Annotated in this window: 12 protein-coding genes; 7 read left to right on the top strand and 5 right to left on the bottom strand. The window is 41.4% G+C overall.

Features of this window, described 5'->3' with window-relative positions; all coding sequences use genetic code 11:
• Positions 1-12: 12 nt before the first annotated feature.
• From hemE to hemA, 3 genes are read right to left on the bottom strand one after another with little or no spacing between them, the layout of a single operon-like run.
• Positions 13-1,044 (bottom strand): uroporphyrinogen decarboxylase, encoded by a 1,032-nt coding sequence (hemE, locus tag R3X28_RS01290; RefSeq protein ID WP_317661833.1) that lies wholly within the window; start codon positions 1,042-1,044, stop codon positions 13-15.
• A 36-nt stretch (positions 1,045-1,080) separates the two neighbouring features.
• Positions 1,081-2,661, bottom strand: a complete 1,581-nt coding sequence (gene hemC, locus R3X28_RS01285; protein ID WP_154365827.1) for a hydroxymethylbilane synthase — start codon at positions 2,659-2,661, stop codon at positions 1,081-1,083.
• Positions 2,658-3,914, bottom strand: a complete 1,257-nt coding sequence (gene hemA, locus R3X28_RS01280; protein WP_154365825.1) for a glutamyl-tRNA reductase — start codon at positions 3,912-3,914, stop codon at positions 2,658-2,660. Before hemA ends, hemC begins: the two co-directional genes overlap by 4 nt.
• Before the next feature lie 200 nt (positions 3,915-4,114).
• On the opposite strand from hemA, the gene R3X28_RS01275 reads away from it, so the two are divergent.
• Complete coding sequence (locus tag R3X28_RS01275) at positions 4,115-5,005, top strand: AraC family transcriptional regulator (protein WP_154365823.1); 891 nt, start codon at positions 4,115-4,117, stop codon at positions 5,003-5,005.
• A 209-nt stretch (positions 5,006-5,214) separates the two neighbouring features.
• On the opposite strand, the gene R3X28_RS01270 is transcribed toward R3X28_RS01275, so the two are convergent.
• Both R3X28_RS01270 and R3X28_RS01265 read right to left on the bottom strand, forming a co-directional pair.
• The gene (locus R3X28_RS01270; RefSeq protein WP_317661829.1) at positions 5,215-6,060 is read right to left on the bottom strand and encodes an N-acetylmuramoyl-L-alanine amidase-like domain-containing protein; all 846 of its coding nucleotides are present in this window, start codon (positions 6,058-6,060) and stop codon (positions 5,215-5,217) included.
• A gap of 41 nt (positions 6,061-6,101) precedes the next feature.
• Positions 6,102-7,175, bottom strand: coding sequence for a mechanosensitive ion channel family protein (locus R3X28_RS01265; protein ID WP_317661827.1), 1,074 nt, complete (start codon positions 7,173-7,175; stop codon positions 6,102-6,104).
• A 282-nt stretch (positions 7,176-7,457) separates the two neighbouring features.
• Between R3X28_RS01265 and hemH the strand changes: the two genes are divergently transcribed.
• The 6 genes from hemH to R3X28_RS01235 all read left to right on the top strand — a co-directional run bounded on the left by hemH (position 7,458) and on the right by R3X28_RS01235 (position 18,160).
• A complete protein-coding gene (hemH, locus tag R3X28_RS01260) occupies positions 7,458-8,489 on the top strand; it encodes a ferrochelatase (RefSeq protein ID WP_317661825.1) in 1,032 nt (343 codons plus the stop codon).
• 150 nt (positions 8,490-8,639) lie between these two features.
• Positions 8,640-10,019 (top strand): MATE family efflux transporter, encoded by a 1,380-nt coding sequence (locus R3X28_RS01255; RefSeq protein WP_317661823.1) that lies wholly within the window; start codon positions 8,640-8,642, stop codon positions 10,017-10,019.
• A 52-nt stretch (positions 10,020-10,071) separates the two neighbouring features.
• Positions 10,072-11,175 (top strand): lactonase family protein, encoded by a 1,104-nt coding sequence (locus R3X28_RS01250; RefSeq protein WP_317661821.1) that lies wholly within the window; start codon positions 10,072-10,074, stop codon positions 11,173-11,175.
• Between the two features lie 103 nt (positions 11,176-11,278).
• Positions 11,279-14,416 (top strand): VPS10 domain-containing protein, encoded by a 3,138-nt coding sequence (locus R3X28_RS01245; RefSeq protein ID WP_317661819.1) that lies wholly within the window; start codon positions 11,279-11,281, stop codon positions 14,414-14,416.
• Between the two features lie 66 nt (positions 14,417-14,482).
• A complete protein-coding gene (locus R3X28_RS01240) occupies positions 14,483-17,611 on the top strand; it encodes a glycosyl hydrolase (RefSeq protein WP_317661818.1) in 3,129 nt (1,042 codons plus the stop codon).
• A complete protein-coding gene (locus tag R3X28_RS01235) occupies positions 17,612-18,160 on the top strand; it encodes a CopD family protein (RefSeq protein ID WP_154365807.1) in 549 nt (182 codons plus the stop codon).
• Positions 18,161-18,232 lie beyond the last annotated feature (72 nt).

Here is an 18,232-nt window from a genome sequence, read left to right as displayed (position 1 = left end):
TAGTATATTTTGTTATACAGGACTTTTATATTCCTTTACCGCGTCGATAAAGGCCTTGGCATTTTCCAAAGGTATGTTGGGTAGAATGCCATGTCCAAGATTCGCAATGTACCTGTCCTGGCCAAATTCATTGATCATTTGGGTTACCATTTTTTTGATTTCGGAAGGAGGTGACAATAATCTTGCCGGATCAAAATTTCCTTGAAGGGTGATGTTCCCTCCAGTCAGATAACGTGCATTTTTTGGAGAGCATGTCCAATCAACACCTAAGGCTGCAGCTCCTGATTTTGCCATATCCCCTAGTGCAAACCAACATCCTTTACCAAATACGATAACCGGTGCTTCATCTTTCAGGGCATCGATAATCTGTTGAATGTATTTCCATGAGAACTCTTGGTAATCGGTAGGGGAAAGCATACCTCCCCAAGAATCGAAAACCTGAACCGCGTTAACACCTGCCCTTACTTTTGCTTTAAGGTAAGCGATGGTCGTATCGGTTATTTTTTGCAACAGTTGGTGGGCTGCAAGAGGCTGTGTAAAACAAAATTCCTTGGCCTTATCAAAAGTTTTACTGCCTTGTCCTTGTACACAATAGCAAAGTATGGTCCATGGGGAACCAGCGAACCCGATTAAAGGTACCTCATTGTTCAGTTTTTCCTTGGTCATGGTAATGGCTTGCATTACATAGTCAAGTTCAATAGCCACATCAGGGACAATCACATTATCAACGGCCTCTTGGGATTGTATAGGGTTGGGTAAATAAGGTCCGAAGTTGGGTTTCATTTGCACTTCAATGTTCATGGCCTGCGGAATGACCAGAATATCGCTGAACAATATTGCGGCATCCATTCCGTACCTACGAATGGGTTGAACCGTTATTTCCGAGGCTAGTTCAGGGGTTTGACAGCGAGTGAAGAAATCGTATTTCTTTCGAATCTCGATAAATTCTGGTAAATAACGCCCTGCTTGGCGCATCATCCATACCGGTGGTCTGTCAACGGTTTCGCCTTTTAAAGCTCTAAGGAATAGGTCGTTTTTCAACATATCTGTTCTTTTGGGATTCCAGTAAAAATAGGAATGCTAATTTTTATAATTGTCATTTACCAAATCAACAACACTTTCAACACTCGGTATTTTGGCTACCAGTACCTGAGAAAAATGTTTTCTAGCCTCTTTTGCGGTACTTTCCCCAATGCAATAGGCTTGTTTGTCGGGTGTGTTCAGTTCTAGATAGCTTTCTATGGTAGACGGACTGAAAAACAGCACGGCTTTTACATTTTCAGGAACCGCTACAGGAGTGAATTTGGTTTTGTAAGCTTCTATTTCGTTGACAGTGATTCCGCTATTGGTTAAAATATCCGGCACATCGTCCATACGCATATTACTGCAGAAAAAGGTCACTTCGGTCCCTTCCAAATGGTCCACCATATGTTCGGCCAGTTTTTTAGCATTTTTTTCAAAATGTTTCACTTTGCCTATACGGTCTTCGATCAATCGTCTGGTTCGTCTGCCCACACAATAGATATTTTCGAATTGAAGTTCCTGTGCGCTTACATTGGTCAACAAGGCTTCAACGGCATTTTGACTTGTAATGATGACATTTTGCATTTTGGCCTTCAATACCTTGGCCGGAATGCGGTTTGGACTCGTTTTAACGAAATCCTCCGAATCTACTTGAAGTTCATTTTTAAATAAGAAACGCTGATCTTGGGTCAGTTTTTTGGTAGAGAAAATCTCGATACTCGCTGAATCCCGTTGTATTTCACCCATCAGGTTTTTACCGCCCCTACTTAAAATACTATTGGCGCAATCCCGCCCTAGGTTTTCATGTTGCCCAAGAGGTGCCGAAAATTCAGCTTCTAACTTCTTGGTTCCGTCAATGGCCAATAAAACACCTTTCATAGTAACCTCGTCCTCATTGTTGATATATGCCAAGGCTCCTATCGGGGCACTACATCCACCTTCCAATAATCTAAGGAACTCCCGCTCCAGTTGGGTACAAGTTGCAGTGGGTTCATGGTTTAATTCCGCACAAGCTTCACGCACAAAGTCGTCATCTTCCAAAGCAACCACCATGATGGCACCCTGTGCCGGTGCAGGTAGCATCCAAGTAAGGCCGATCGTATGCTCATGTTCCAGTCCAATCCGATCTAAACCGGCTGCGGCGAAAATCGCCCCGTTCCAATCATTATCGTTCAACTTTTGCATGCGACTGTTCACGTTGCCACGTATATCCACGACGGTATGTGTCGGATATCTATTCAGCCATTGTGCTTTTCTTCTTAGACTACCGGTGGCTATTACGGCATCCCTACTTCCAAGAAATTCCTCATTGTCTTTAAAGGCAAGGATATCAAGATAATTGGCCCTTTTCAATACTGCGGCTTGTACAATGCCTTTAGGTAAGGCTGTCGGTACATCTTTCATCGAATGTACCGCAATATCTATGTCACCGTTAAGCATGGCCACATCAAGGGTCTTGGTGAAAATGCCCGTAATCCCCATTTCATAAAGGGGCTTGTTCAGTACTAGGTCGCCTGTGGATTTAACAGGTACAAGTGCGGTTTGGTAGCCTAATTCTTCTAATTTGTCCTTAACGGTATTTGCCTGCCATAATGCCAATTCACTATCGCGGGTACCTATTCTTATGATTTTGCTCATTGGGAATTTATTTCTAGCTGAAAAACTTTTTGGATCAGCTCAAGACTATCGTCGGCATCCCCATTTGCATCTTTAAGATGATTGGCAAACTGTTTGGTTATTTTTTGAATGATACGATCGGAAATAACATCGGCCTGCTCGGTATTGAAGTCGGATATTTTTTTGGATTGATAATCCAACTCCTCTTCTTTCATGGTGTTCAATCTCTTTTTTAAGGCCTTGATTACAGGAGCGAATTTTCGTGTTTCCAGCCATTTTACGAAATCCCTCTTAATTTCTTCGATAATATGTTCAGCTTGTGGAATAAACTCTTTTCTGCGTTCCAAGGTCTTATCGGTAATCTGGGATAAATGATCCAAATGGATTACTGTAACATGCTCTAATTCGGAAACATTGTCAGAAACGTTCTTGGGAATGGACAGGTCCAAGATCAATAATGGTTTCTTGTTGTGGATCAATTCTTTGGAGATAGTTGGGGATTGGGCCCCAGTTGCAACGACCAAAACATCGGTATTCCGTATTTCGGTCTGTAAATCGCCATGATCCTTAACCACAAGATTAAATTTGCCGGCAATTTTTTCGGCCTTGGTCTTTGTTCGGTTAATCAAGGTTATTTTTGAATTCTGTGTGTGCTTAATCAGATTTTCACAGGTGTTCCTTCCAATTTTACCAGTGCCGAAAAGCAAAACACTTTTATTGGAAATATCGTCAACGTTCTGAAGTATATATTGAACCGATGCGAATGCTACGGAGGTAGCTCCTGAGGAGAGCTCCGTTTCATTTTTAATACGCTTACTGGCCTGAATCACTGAATTGGTAAGTCTTTCAATAAACGGATTGGCGATATCAAGCTTCTTGGAACGGTTGAAACTTTGTCGTAATTGGCTAATGATTTCAAAATCACCCAAAATCTGGCTGTCCAGACCGGTCCCTACGCGAAACAAGTGTGAAATAGCATCGTTGTTTTTGTAAACATAGGCCACATCTTGAAATTCTTCAATCGTACCTTGGGTATTGTCGCACAACAACTTGATCAGCTGAAAAGGATGTTGGGCGAAACCGTGCAATTCCGTTCGGTTACAGGTAGAGGTAACCAATAGGCCATCAAGATCTTGGCTTTTGGCTTGCACTAAAAGGTTTTCCATGGCGGTATCATCAAGGCTGAATTTACCTCGTATATGCGCATCTGCCTTTTTATAATTAAGGCCAATGGTATAGAATGAACTATGTTTGGAAATGTTGTACGCTTTCATAAAACTGATCGAACGGGCACAAAAGTAAAGGCAACATTTAAATAAATATAACGCTAGAGGAACAAATAGTATCGAATTTCGGGATTTTAATATTATTTCGTCGTAAATTGCCGTTAAACCTCGTTTTTATAGGTGGTTTGTGAAGAAATCACTAAATTTATTTAGAATGAATATAAATAAAAACGAATTATTTGATTCATATGGAAAAAGAAAATGTCGCTCAAGGATCCTATACCGAAGTATTGATCGAAGACGGGTTTTATGTATTGAAAGTTCAGAACGATTCCCTTGTAAAACAAAGGGTTATTCGTGAAATCGATAGTACCTTCATACAATTTCATTTTTGCTTAAAAGGTCATGCAAAGTTCATTTTCAATGAGGGTATGTATGCCTTGGAGGTGTCCGAGGAAAATTCATTATTGTTGTATAATACGCAGGTTGATCTGCCGATGAATATGGAAATGGCCCCTAATTCCTGGATCGTATCCGTTGTCATGACCATTCGCAAGTTTCACTCCCTATTTTCAAATGAGGCAGATTATATTCCGTTTTTAAGTAATGAGAACAAAGAGAAAAAGTATTATGCCCAAGAAGAAGTTTCCCCGGCCATTGCCGTGGTGTTGAGCCAGATCATGAATTATAACCTACATCCATCGATTAAGGAGCTTTATATCATGGGGAAGGTTTATGAATTGATTTCGCTCTATTTTAATAAAAGTACCGATGCCGATTTGGAACAATGTCCGTTTTTAGTCGATGAGGATAATGTAAAACGTATTCGACAGGCGAAGGAAATCATGATCGCTCATATGGCCGAACCTCCATCCTTACCGGAATTGGCCAAGCAGATCGGGCTGAGCCTTAAAAAATTGAAAGAAGGCTTTAAACAAATTTATGGGGATTCGGTATATAGTTTCCTGTTCGATTATAAAATGGAGTACGCCAGGCGATTATTGGAAACTGGTCAGAATAATGTGAATGAGGTAGGCATTAGGGTTGGTTACAGTACATCAAGTCATTTTATTGCGGCCTTTAAGAAAAAATACGGCACAACTCCCAAGAAATATGTCATGTCCTTATCTAAATCGTAGCTAAGATTGAAGTGGTTTTTGGCTGATTGGCCTTTTCAAGGTTTTAGACCGATCGGTCGGTAGAACTTATTTTTACAAGCTATTTTGATATACTGGTATAGGCGAGTTTTTTAAAAATATCGTTGAATTGCAAAGTTCAATGCTTTTTGGCCATTTCGTGTTTGATGAACAGACCGATGGGTTTGTTTCTTAAGGTATTGATTGTTGGTTCAATTGACCCTGGCCACCATAATACCTGTATTCTTGCTTATCTTTTTCAGGTAATCGACTAGCGGTAGTTCGGAAACTTTTACCTCCCCTGAAGAGGAAGCGTGTAAAAGATGAATTCGGCCATCTGCCTCCATAGTCGCAATTCCGGTATGGGTAATATCAAGTCCTTTTATGGATGTGGTCAAAGCGATAATGTCGCCCGATTGTATCATCGGTTCATTGGCCTCGATTTCTTCTTGCGGTAAAATGCAGATAGCTTGATCGTTCAAGAAGTTTTCCGAAGCTTTTATTTTTTCGAAATTAGTATCATCCTTCAAGAAAGGATATAAATCTCGGTGCCCGCTCATAAAATTGATTTCCTTGGTTATTTCCCTACCACCTATTACAGCGGTAATATCCTGTATTAAACCCTTCTTCTCATTATTGGCGATCCATTCGGAAAAATAATGAAGCCGAGAGGCGTAACCATCTAGTCTTCCATCTTTATACCGAATGGTTTTTAATTTATTGGTAAAAGAATCAAAATCGGTCTTTTCTTCTTTCAATAACAACGAAAAGGCAAGCACGTTTTCAACGAAGGTCGTACAATCGAGTCCATGAAGGTTTACAACAAGGGTCTCGGTTTCTCCAATTTCCAAGGTTTTGGCTACGTAAGGCGTTCCGATGAAGGTTTTACCTACTGCTACTATGGTTTGTCCTAAATCTTTTTCTAATAGGCCATCGATTTCAATGATCTTATCCTCAAAAGCCACCTTGTCCTGGGGCGAACATGTGATTTGTTGGGCTAGCCCATTGGTGACAATAATTAGGGAAAGGAGTAAAAAGTAATATATGTGATTTTGCATTTTCTATTCGTTAGTATACAAAAATAACAAAAAGGGTGCCATTAATCCGCTTTTTCCAAGGCTTCCGTCTGGTTCATATAAACTCGGGTGCGTGCAAGGCTCTCAGGGTAATTTTGTTGTAGAAAAGCTATCAAATTTTCGCGAACGAGTACCCGCAGCTCCCAGGCTATTGAAGAATCCTTTGCACTCATCATGGCCCTAAGTTCTACGTAATTGGCTTTAGAGTCGGTAACCTGCACATTGTTGGCTTCCCCGTCCCATAAATCGGTCGATTCCAGGATTCGAGTCAATTCTTTACGGATGGCATCAACAGGAACATTGTAATCGGTATAAAGAAAAACGGTTCCAAGGATATCCGCTGAGGTTTTGGTCCAGTTTTGAAAGGAATTCTCGATAAAAAAGGTCGATGGCACCACCAATCTTCGTTTGTCCCATATGGCAACAACGACATAGGTCAGGGTAATCTCCTCGATTCGGCCCCATTCGCCATCGACGATAACAACATCATCGATTTTAATGGGTTGGGTAATGGCAATCTGAATGCCGGCCAAAATGGTACCTATCATTTTTTGGGCCGAAAACCCGATGATGATTCCTGCGACCCCGGCCGAAGCAAAAATACTGACCCCTATTTCGCGTATACTTTCAAAACTCATTAAGGCAATGCCAATGGCTAGGATAATAATGACAAAAACCACGATACGTTCCAGAATATTGAACTGTGTCCTTATTTTACGGGCCTTTAGGTTGTCTGAAGTATGGATGTCATATTTATCAATAACCCGGTTCTTAATGATTTTTATGATATTCAAGATCAACCAAGTCGTTCCAAAAATGAACATAAGGGTACTCGTCTTTTTAAATACATAAGCATAATCGTGAAGTCCAAGAACATCACGTAGGGCTTCCATGCGAACCAAGAATGAAAATAAGATTACGAACAATGGGAAAGTAACTTTTTTAAAAGCATGTCTAGGAATTATATAATCGGGGTTTTTGCCAAACCTTCTCAGTAGCTGAACGGTAGTAACATATACCACAAGAATTAAGATTAAGGCAATAATCACATAAAGCAGTGATGGGTTGGCTGTATTTTTCAAAAATGAATCTAACATTATCCAGTGTTTTTTGGTTACTTGTAGGAACTTAAAAAAAATGGAAATAAAAGGTGTTAAAACCATGTGAAAAATAGATTTTCCCCATAGCAGCATAAGAAAGTTATAGGCGTAGAATGGGTTTAGTTTTTTTACAACACCTATTTTTGTCGTGTTCATTGCCATTATCATTAAATTATATTCATGAAAGGGTCCAAGCCATTCGGAATTTCAGGGATATTGGTAAGATGTAATGAAGAAATGGGGACTTATGTCCGCTAAAAATCATAAAATCAACAGAGTATGAAAGGAGTTTTATTGGTAAATCTAGGTTCCCCGGATAGCCCCACGGCAAAGGATGTAAAACCTTATTTGGATGAATTTTTGATGGACCCACGTGTCATAGATGTTCCCAATTGGTTGCGGAACATTATCGTACGTGGAATCATCTTGCAGACAAGACCCAAAAAATCAGCCGAGGCCTATCAAAAAATATGGTGGGAAGATGGTTCCCCGTTGATTGTCATTTCCGAACGCTTTTCCGAAAAGGTGGGTAAGCAGATTGAAATACCTGTGGCCTTGGGTATGCGTTATGGGAGCATGACCATAAAAAATGCCCTTCAGGAATTGAACGATAAAGGTGTCGATGAGGTATTATTGGTGCCATTGTACCCACAATACGCCATGTCTTCCTTTGAGACCGTTGTGGTAAAAACCATGGAGGAACAAGAAAAGTATTTTCCGAATATGCATTTGACCACCTTACCGGCATTTTACAAGAATGAAGAATACATCAAGGTGCTCTCCGAGAATATAGCTGAAGGTTTAAAAGGTTTTGAGTACGACCATGTATTGTTCTCGTACCATGGTATACCGGAAAGGCATATCCGAAAATCGGATCCTACCAAATTCCATTGTAAGATCGATGGTAAGTGTTGTACCACCAATTCCGTAGCCCATAATACCTGTTATCGGCATCAATGTTATGATACCACGAGGCGGGTTACTGAATATTTAGGATTGGATCAGGATAAATTCAGTGTATCATTTCAATCAAGATTGCCTAATGACCCATGGTTAAAGCCCTTTACCGATTTCGAATTTGAACGTTTGGCCAAAGAAGGTAAAAAACGGTTGGCAGTAGTAACTCCGGCTTTTGTTGCCGACTGTCTCGAAACTTTAGAAGAGATTGCCATGGAAGGAAAACATCAATTTGAAGAGGCTGGTGGGGAATCTTATAAGCATATAGGATGTTTGAACGATAGTGATGATTGGGTAAAGGTTATGGCCGGTTGGATTGAAGCTTGGCAAAATACAGAGGCTTTACCGGCATAGGGATTGATCTACAAGGTTTCCCTTGTTTGTAGTAGAGGGTTCTGTTAGGTTTAAAAATAAGTAATAGTTCAGGATTAAATAATTTTAAGATTTGGGACCTACAAGGAATGCGCACTTCGTGTTTTTTTGTAGGTCTTAACGGTGTTTAAAATGGCAAAAGTAACATCAGACCAACTCGGTACCGAATCCATAGGAAAACTCCTTGTACGACAAGCTGTACCTGCTTCTATTGGTATTTTGGTCATGTCCCTGAACGTTTTGGTCGATTCCATTTTTGTGGGTAATTGGATCGGTTCCATTGCAATTGCCGCGATCAATGTGGTTTTACCCGTATCTTTTTTTATTGGTGCTTTGGGGATGGCGATTGGTATCGGGGGATCGAGTATTATTTCTAGGGCCTTGGGGGCCGATGACAAAGAAAAAGCCCTACAGACCTTTGGGAACCAGATTACCCTGACCCTTTTGGTTACCACTGTAATGGTGTCGCTGGGATTGTATTATGTTGATGGATTAATTCCCGCTTTTGGGGGTAAGGGCGCCATTTTTGAACCTGCGAAAATTTATTATATCATCGTTGTTTGTGGAGTGCCATTTTTGGCCCTATGTATGATGGGCAATACCGTAATCCGTGCCGAGGGAAAACCTAAATTCGCCATGGTCGCCATGATTATCCCCTCTGTGGGGAATTTGGTGATGGACTATTTTTTTATCAATGTCTTTGATTGGGGAATGGAAGGTGCCGCTTGGGCAACGACCATAGGGTATGTTCTTTGTTTTGCATATGTCCTGTACTTTTTTGTTTCTAAAAATTCAGAACTAAAAGTGGTTTGGCATCATTTTAGGTTGAAATCGCATATTATTAAGGAAATAGGCTCTTTGGGCTTTGTTACCCTATCAAGACAAGCCGTAGTGAGTGTCATTTACCTGTTAATGAACAATATTCTGTTCGATTTGGGTGGTGAGGCTATGGTAGCGGTCTATGCCATCATTGGTCGCATGCTCATGTTTGCCCTTTTTCCGGTCTTTGGGGTTACCCAAGGCTTTTTACCCATTGCAGGTTATAATTATGGAGCCCATAAGTATGAACGTGTCAAGGAATCGATATTTACGGCCATTAAATACGCGGCACTTATGGCAACATTGGTTTTTGTGGGACTTATGGTTTTTCCAGCCGAGATAGCTTCCTTGTTTTTGAGTAATAAACCCGATATGTCCGCTTTGGAACTGGCCACTAATGCCTTTGTTTTGGAACATGCGCCCTCGGCCATGCGATTGGTCTTTGCAGCTACCCCGATTATTGCCCTGCAATTGATCGGTGCGGCCTATTTTCAGGCCATTGGCAAGGCGGTACCGGCTTTATTGTTGACATTGACCCGACAAGGATTCTTTTTTATTCCGTTAATATTGATATTACCTAATTATTTAGGTGAATTTGGGGTATGGATTGCCTTTCCGATATCCGATGTCCTTGCTACATTGGTCACAGGTTTTTATTTACGGAGGGAAGTAAAGAGGGATTTGGATAGATAAGGGTCATTCTCAAATTAAGTTGTTACTTTTAAGGTCTAAACCATTCCTACCCATGAAGAAGTACCACGTTTTGCTTTTAAGCATTTTTTTATTCGTCATCGGATGTAAAAACGAACAAACCCAGAATACACATACTCTTTTTGTTGGTACCTATACCGAGAATGGTAGCGAAGGTATCTATAGTTATCATTTCAATCCAAAAACAGGGGAACTTGGCCATAAGAAATTGGCTGCTGAAATAGGGAACCCATCATTTGTAAAGGTCTCACCGGATAAGAATTATTTATATGCCGTAGAAGAAACCGATAGGTATGAAAATTCCAGTGGAGGGGTTGTCGCTTTTCGTATTGAGGGGGATAGCTTGGTGAAAATTAATTCCAATGCCACGGTTGGGGCACACCCTTGCCATATAGGATTGTCTGAAGATGGGCGATTTTTGGCCGCTTCAAGCTATACAGGTGGGAGTCTAACCCTGTTTGATTTAGGTGATGGTGGTGAACTACATCCCAGCCCCCAATTCATTGACCATAAGGTATTGGATACTGTTAAAACTTCCCATGTGCATTCGGCCCAATTTACGGAAGACGGACTCTTTGTTGCCGATTTGGGATTGGATGCCGTCAAAAGATACCAATGGGTAGGTAATGAATTCGTTCCTGCAGCACAACCTTCATTGGATATGGCATCAACGGCCGGGCCTAGGCATTTTACCTTTGGGCAAGACGGGAAGTACCTCTATGTGATCAATGAGTTGAATTCGACCCTGACCACCCTAGAAAGAAACGAGGATAGTACGTATCAGGAGGTTGAATCGCTTTCAACTTTGGCCAAGGATTTTACAGGGGAAAGCTTTTGTGCCGATATCCATCTTTCCCAAGACGACAAATTCCTTTATGGTTCCAATCGAGGGGAGAATACGATCGTGATTTTTAAAGTGGACCAAACCACGGGTAAATTGAGTTTGGTCGGGCGAGAAAGTGTAAATGGCGATTGGCCCCGTAATTTTGCGCTGGACCCCAGCGGTGCTTTTCTTTTGGTGGCCAACCAACGCAGCAACAATATCGTTGTGTTCAAACGGGATAAAACCAAAGGTACATTGCAATTTCTTAATGAAATAGCATTACCAAGTCCGGTTTGTTTGGAGTTTTTGGAGTAGAATAGGATTTAATGCGATCAAAAGGCTAATTTGATTGATGAATCCTCAAAGGAGTTTTATTTATTCCTTACTTTTAGTCTTGACTAATCAGAACCTTCAAAATATGAAAACTTTCTACGCTTGGGCGAGCATCGTTATGCTGGCCTTTTTCCTATTTCCATCAACAAGTCTTGCCCAAAGAAAAAAAAAGTCGCCTACCACAACTCCAGAATATCCTGAAGAACTCTATTCCAGTTTGAACTACCGTTTGATCGGACCATTCCGAGGAGGGCGTTCCGCTGCCGTAACAGGTGTACCGGGAGAACCCAACCTTTTCTATTTTGGGGCCACTGGAGGTGGTGTCTGGAAAACCACGGATGGCGGTCGTAGCTGGAGCAATATCTCCGATGGCTATTTTGGGGGAAGTATAGGTGCCGTGGAAGTGGCCAAAAGTGACCCCAATGTCATTTATGTAGGTGGGGGAGAAAAAACCTTACGGGGTAATGTGTCTTCCGGTTACGGTGTTTGGAAAACCGTAGACGCCGGTAAAACATGGACTTCGGCCGGATTGAAAAATAGTCGGCATGTGCCCAGAATACGAATACATCCTACGGATTATAATACGGTATACGCCGCTGTTCTAGGGAATATCTATACACCAACCCAAGACCGAGGAATTTATAAAAGTACCGATGGAGGCAAGACCTGGGAGAAAAAGTTATTTGTCAACGACCAAGCAGGAGCTGTTGATCTGACCTTTGATCCCAACAATCCACGTATTTTGTATGCCTCTACTTGGCGGGCCAAACGTACCCCATATAGTTTAAGTAGTGGTGGTGATGGTTCTGCCCTATGGAAAAGTACCGATAGTGGCGAAACTTGGAAAGAAATCTCTAAAAATGAAGGTTTCCCAAAAGATACCTTGGGAATTATAGGCGTAACGGTCTCTCCCAAAAATTCCGATCGGGTTTGGGCCATAGTGGAGAATAAGGAAAAAGGTGGGTTATACCGATCTGATGATGGAGGTAACAAATGGACACAGGTCAATAGTGAACGAAAATTACGCCAACGTGCATGGTATTATACACGTGTTTATGCCGATACCGAAGATGCCGATGTAGTATATGTGCTCAATGTAAATTACCATAAATCGACCGATGGAGGTAAGACCTTTAAAACTTTTAATGCTCCCCATGGGGATCACCACGACCTATGGATAGCGCCCGAGAATGGCCAGCGAATGATCATTGGTGATGATGGGGGTGCACAAATCTCTTATGATGGGGGTCAAACCTGGAGCACGTATTACAATCAACCTACCGCCCAATTTTATAGGGTTACGACTGATAATTCTTTTCCTTACCGTATCTATGCCGCCCAACAGGATAATTCCACCGTACGGATCAAGCATCGTAGTGATAGCCGAAGTATTGGCGACGGGGATTGGGAATCGACCGCTGGAGGTGAGTCGGCCCATATCGCAGTGGACCCTTTGAACAACGATATTGTTTATGGCGGTAGTTATGATGGTTTTTTAACCCGTGTGAACCATGCAAGGAAAACAGCACGGGGCATCAATGTTTGGCCAGACAATCCTATGGGTCATGGTGCCGAAGGAATGAAATACCGTTTTCAATGGAATTTTCCGATTATGTTCAGTAAGCACAATCCGAAAAAATTATATGCCTTTTCGAACCATGTACATGTTACTGAAAATGAAGGCCAAAGTTGGAAATTGTTAAGCGGTGATCTTACAAGAAATGATCCTACCAAATTGGTTTCAAGCGGAGGTCCTATTACCCAAGACAATACCAGTGTTGAATATTACTGTACTATTTTCGCAGCGAATGAAAGCCCCTTAAAAGAAGGTTTGTTATGGGTAGGCAGTGATGATGGACTCGTTCATGTTTCCAAGGACAGTGGTGTTAATTGGGAGAATGTTACCCCATCTAATATGCCCGAATGGAACATGATCAATAGCATTGAACCCTCCGCCTTTGATGAGGGTACGTGTTACGTAGCTGCAACGCGATATAAATTGGGCGATTTTCAACCCTATCTCTATAAAACCACGGACTACGGTAAGAACTGGTCAAAAATAACGAATGGGATAAATCAGGAGCATTTTACCAGAGTGGTCCGTGAAGACCCTAAACGTAAGGGGTTGTTGTATGCGGGCACTGAAACCGGCATGTATATTTCCTTTGATGATGGAGCACATTGGAATCCTTTCCAATTAAATTTACCCATTGTACCGATTACCGATTTAACCATTAAGGATGACAATTTGATAGTGGCCACACAAGGTCGAAGTTTGTGGATCATTGATGACTTAACGGTATTGCATCAATTGGATTCGAGTAAAAAGTCTGCATCCTCAATCTTGTATAAACCCAAGGATTCTTACCGTACAAAAGGTGGAACGTTAAAAACCCCTTCAAAAACCGCAGGGACCAACCACCCTAATGGGGTTATTACCCATTTTTATTTGAAAGATCTGTCCGAGAAAGATAGTATCAACCTCACTTTTACAACAATGTCCGGGGATACGTTGGCAAATTACAGCAATACCGCCAAGGAGAAAGATAAAAAGCTCGAGGTCAAGAAAGGGGGCAATACGTTTGTTTGGGATACCCGAGGTAAGGGAGCCAAGAAATTGGAAGGTATGATCCTTTGGTGGGCCAGTTTGGATGGGGCCAAAGCCGTACCGGGGGATTATAAAGTGAATTTGAACGTGAATGGTGTATCTACTACCGAAACCTTTAAGATACTTCCCGATCCAAGGGCAGAGGTTTCGGTAGCCGATATGCAAAAGCAGTTCGATTTTATTACGGATATCAATACGACAATCGAAAAAGCGCATCAATCCATTGAAAAAATAAGGAACATTACAAAGCAACTGGATGCTTTTACCAATCAGTATAAAGACAATGATGCCACAAAAGAATTGGTTGAGAAAGCCAAAAAAATGAAGGAAAGTTTGGGAACCGTTGAAAAAGCCCTTTATCAAACCAAAAATAGAAGTGGTCAAGATCCTTTGAATTTTCCTATTAGATTGAACAATAAATTAGGACATTTGAACAGTCTGGTGGCTATTGACGATTTTCCACCAACGGATCAGGATATTGCAGTGAAAAATGAATTGACAGCACAGATCAATGAACAGCTTAAGGCCTTTGACGCCGTGGTCGATAAAGAACTTAAAGAGTTTAATGCGGCCTTTAATGAACTGAAGTTAAATTATCTTTTTATTGAAGAATGATAGGGAGTGATGGAATTTGACCTATTGAGCGAATATTGAGCATAAAACGAACAACATATCATATAGATGAGAAAAATTATTTTAATACTACTGGTTTTAGTAACAACTGAGGGTTTCTCCCAAAAAGTAGGAGACTATTTCAAACCTCTAAAATATCGGAACATTGGTCCTTTTCGTGGCGGTCGGTCAGTTACTGCAACGGGTGTTGTGGGTGATCCCTTAACGTATTATATGGGTACGACCGGCGGAGGCCTTTGGAAAACCTCTGATGCCGGACAACGTTGGGAAAATATTTCCGACGGTTTTTTTGAAATGGGTTCGGTAGGTGCGGTAGCCGTGTCAGCTTCCAATCCAAATATCGTTTATTGCGGTATGGGAGAACATGCTCCAAGAGGGGTAATGACTTCCTATGGAGATGGGGTGTATAAATCAACGGATGCAGGAAAGACCTGGAAAAAAATCGGGTTGGAAGCTACCCAACATATTGCTAGGGTCGTAATTCATCCTACAAATCCTGATATCGTTTATGTAGCTGCACAAGGTGCACTTTATGGCCCTAATAAGGATCGTGGTATTTATAAGTCAGTTGACGGGGGAAAGACCTGGAAAAACACCTTGTTCGTTAATGAATTAACTGGATGCTCAGAGTTGTCCATGGATGCCAACTATCCGGAAATCATGTACGCCACGATGTGGCATCATCAACGTAAACCCAATATCGTTATCAGTGGTGGCGAAGGCAGTGGGGTTTATAAATCTATCGATGGTGGGGAAACTTGGTTCAAGATAGAAAAAGGCCTTCCTGAGGAAAAAGGGAAAATGGCGATATCGGTTAGTCCGGCAAACTCCGATAAGGTATATGCACTAATCGAAAGTGATTCCAATAAAGATAAAGGCGGGTTGTTCGTCTCTAATAATGGTGGTGACAACTGGAGCATGGTCAGTGGTGATAATCGATTAACACAGCGGGCCTGGTATTATACTGAAGTATTTACCGACCCTAATGATGAAAACACGGTTTATGTCTTGAGTGCCCCTGCATTACGTTCCATAGATGGCGGAAAATCTTGGGAGACTTTATCGGGTACGCATGGCGATTACCATGACCTATGGATCAATCCCGATAATTCGAATAACATGGTCATTGCCAATGATGGGGGTGCCGCTATTAGTTTTAATTTTGGAAAGACTTGGTCAACACAGGATATTATGCCAACGGCCCAGTTTTATAGAATCAGTGTCGATAATCTGTTCCCGTATAATATTTATGCCGGACAGCAAGACAACACCTCGGTAAAAATTGCCAGTCTTTCCTTGGGGAGAAGTGGAATCACCGAACAGGATTGGACTTATGCTGCAGGTGGGGAGAGTGCGTTTTTGGCCTTTGACCCTAATAATCCCCGATATGTTCTTGGAGGAAGTTATTTGGGTACCATTGAGGCGTTGGATATGGAATCCAAGGCTTCTACCCAAATCATGGCAGCTCCCATACAGTATCTAGGAAGGGAAGCCAGGAATATGAAATATCTTTATAATTGGAACGCACCTATCATTCGATCACAACATGAACCGAATACCTTTTATCATTGCGCACAGTTAGTACTTCGTACCCGGGATATGGGAATTACTTGGGAAGAAATGTCTCCCGATTTAACGCGTAATATGGATGATAAACAAGGGAATGGTGGCGGTCCGTACACCAATGAGGCCGTAGGTGCCGAAAATTACGGAACCATAGCCTATATGATTGAATCACGCCATGAAAAAGGAGTGTTTTGGACAGGGAGCGATGACGGATTAGTGCAACTGACGAGGGATAATGGCATTACTTGGCAGAATGTGACCCCAAAAGGATTAAAAGAGTGCTTGGTCAATGCGATTGAAGTATCCCCTCACGATCCTGCTACCGCATATGTTGCTACCACTCGGTATAAATTCAATGATTATACTCCGGCTATTTATAAAACAACTGATTACGGTAAAAGTTGGACAAATATAAGTACTGGCATACCTTATGGGGCTTTCACAAGGGTTGTTCGGGAAGACGAGGTTCGTAAAGGATTACTTTATGCGGGAACGGAAAAAGGAATGTACATTTCTTGGAATGATGGTAAATCGTGGGAACCCTTACAACTGAATCTACCGAAAACACCTATTACGGATTTGAAGGTACATCAAGGTAACCTAATCGTGGCGACCTCCGGTCGTGCTTTTTGGATTTTGGATGATTTAACCGTTTTACAACAACATCAATCTTCTAAAAACGGATTGAAATTGCTTCAACCTAGCGATGCCTTAAACGGTTCTTGGAGAAGTCCAATGAGTCGTAATACCACTAAATTCAAAGGAACCGATGCTTATGACGGCGTAAATCCTGCCAACGGTATGGTCATCTATTATGAGCTTCCAAAATTGGCAGATAGTACCCACATTTCTATGGATATTTTTGATGCCCAGAATCGATTGGTGCGCAGCTTCAGTTCCAAAAAGGACGAAAATGCAATTACCTATAATGGGGGTGGGCCATCTGAAGATCCGCTTTTGGACAAAAAGGAAGGGCTGAATCGTTTTGTTTGGAATATGCAATATCCTTCCCTTCCCGGAATACCGGGCGTTTATATTGAGGCCGGATTTAGTGGGCATAAGGCATCACCAGGAAAGTACACCTTAAAGCTGAAAATGGGCGATGAGGTCGTCTCCACCGCTGGAAATATCATAGAAATGCCCACTTATGAAACAAAAGAGGGTCAGTATAAGGAGTATGATGAAATCATGACCGAAATGGAACGGAAACTGACGGTTATGCACAATAAATTGAATGCTTTATACAAAGCCCAACAACAATTGAAGGCGGTCATAAAAGGCCTTAAAAATGAAACTTTGAAGACTGAAGGGCAAAAGTTGCTCGATGCATTGGATGCTTGGGACAAGAAGATGGTTCAAAGAAAGTCCAAGGCTTATGATGATGTTGAGAATTTTCCCAATAAATTTACAGCGGAGTACTTATTTTTGATCGATGCCACCAATAGTAGCATTCCAAAGGTAAACCAAGCCTCAAGAGATCGTAAAGTTGAGCTCGATACACAATGGAATGTATTGGAAAAGGAGGCCGAAATGTTTTTGAAAACCAGTATACCGGAATTCAATAAAAAACTTTGGGAAGAGGGAATAGGAGCGCTTCAAATAGAAGAATAAATGGAATATTACAACTATATAAAATCGTTACACCTGATTTTTGTCGTAACATGGTTTGCCGGACTCTTTTATATACCCAGATTGTTCATTTACCATATTGAAGCATCTGAAAAACCGTCACCGGATAAAGAAATCCTGACCACGCAATTGAAGTTGATGACCAAACGATTATGGAAGATCATTACATGGCCTTCGGCCATTTTATGTACCATTTTTGCTGTTTGGTTGCTACTATTGCAGCCGGTATGGCTGCAACAACCATGGATGCACGTAAAATTGCTGTTTGTAGTGCTTTTGTTTATTTATCATTTAAAATGCCACCAGATCTTTAAACAATTACAGCGTGATGAGATAAAATATACCTCACGGTTTATGCGCATCTGGAATGAAGGTGCTACGTTAATTTTATTCGCTGTGGTTTTTTTGGTAATTCTAAAGAGTGCCTTTAATTGGATTTTCGGTGTAATCGGGATTATTTTATTAGGGATATTACTTATGTTGGGTATTAAGCTCTACAGAAGTATTCAGCGTAAGAATCCGGAAGCATAGGGCTTTAGTCCAAAAAAGTCGGAAACCTGTGTTTGCCATTTAAAATGGTCCCTGCTTGCTTCTAATTGAAAC

It is taken from the genome of Maribacter sp. TH_r10, from assembly GCF_033101095.1.
In the GTDB taxonomy this organism is placed as follows: Bacteria; Bacteroidota; Bacteroidia; order Flavobacteriales; family Flavobacteriaceae; genus Maribacter_A; species Maribacter_A luteus.
The sequence above is the reverse complement of the archived record's forward strand: the minus strand, read 5'-3'. Positions and strand labels throughout refer to the sequence as shown.

Coding starts and splice junctions, on each gene's coding strand:
- R3X28_RS01250 (WP_317661821.1), top strand. CDS start 10,072: ATGAAGAAGTACCACGTTTTGCTTTTAAGCATTTTTTTATTCGTCATC.
- R3X28_RS01240 (WP_317661818.1), top strand. CDS start 14,483: ATGAGAAAAATTATTTTAATACTACTGGTTTTAGTAACAACTGAGGGT.
- R3X28_RS01245 (WP_317661819.1), top strand. CDS start 11,279: ATGAAAACTTTCTACGCTTGGGCGAGCATCGTTATGCTGGCCTTTTTC.
- R3X28_RS01265 (WP_317661827.1), bottom strand. CDS start 7,175: ATGTTAGATTCATTTTTGAAAAATACAGCCAACCCATCACTGCTTTAT.
- R3X28_RS01235 (WP_154365807.1), top strand. CDS start 17,612: ATGGAATATTACAACTATATAAAATCGTTACACCTGATTTTTGTCGTA.
- R3X28_RS01275 (WP_154365823.1), top strand. CDS start 4,115: ATGGAAAAAGAAAATGTCGCTCAAGGATCCTATACCGAAGTATTGATC.
- hemC (WP_154365827.1), bottom strand. CDS start 2,661: ATGAGCAAAATCATAAGAATAGGTACCCGCGATAGTGAATTGGCATTA.
- hemE (WP_317661833.1), bottom strand. CDS start 1,044: ATGTTGAAAAACGACCTATTCCTTAGAGCTTTAAAAGGCGAAACCGTT.
- R3X28_RS01255 (WP_317661823.1), top strand. CDS start 8,640: ATGGCAAAAGTAACATCAGACCAACTCGGTACCGAATCCATAGGAAAA.
- R3X28_RS01270 (WP_317661829.1), bottom strand. CDS start 6,060: ATGCAAAATCACATATATTACTTTTTACTCCTTTCCCTAATTATTGTC.
- hemA (WP_154365825.1), bottom strand. CDS start 3,914: ATGAAAGCGTACAACATTTCCAAACATAGTTCATTCTATACCATTGGC.
- hemH (WP_317661825.1), top strand. CDS start 7,458: ATGAAAGGAGTTTTATTGGTAAATCTAGGTTCCCCGGATAGCCCCACG.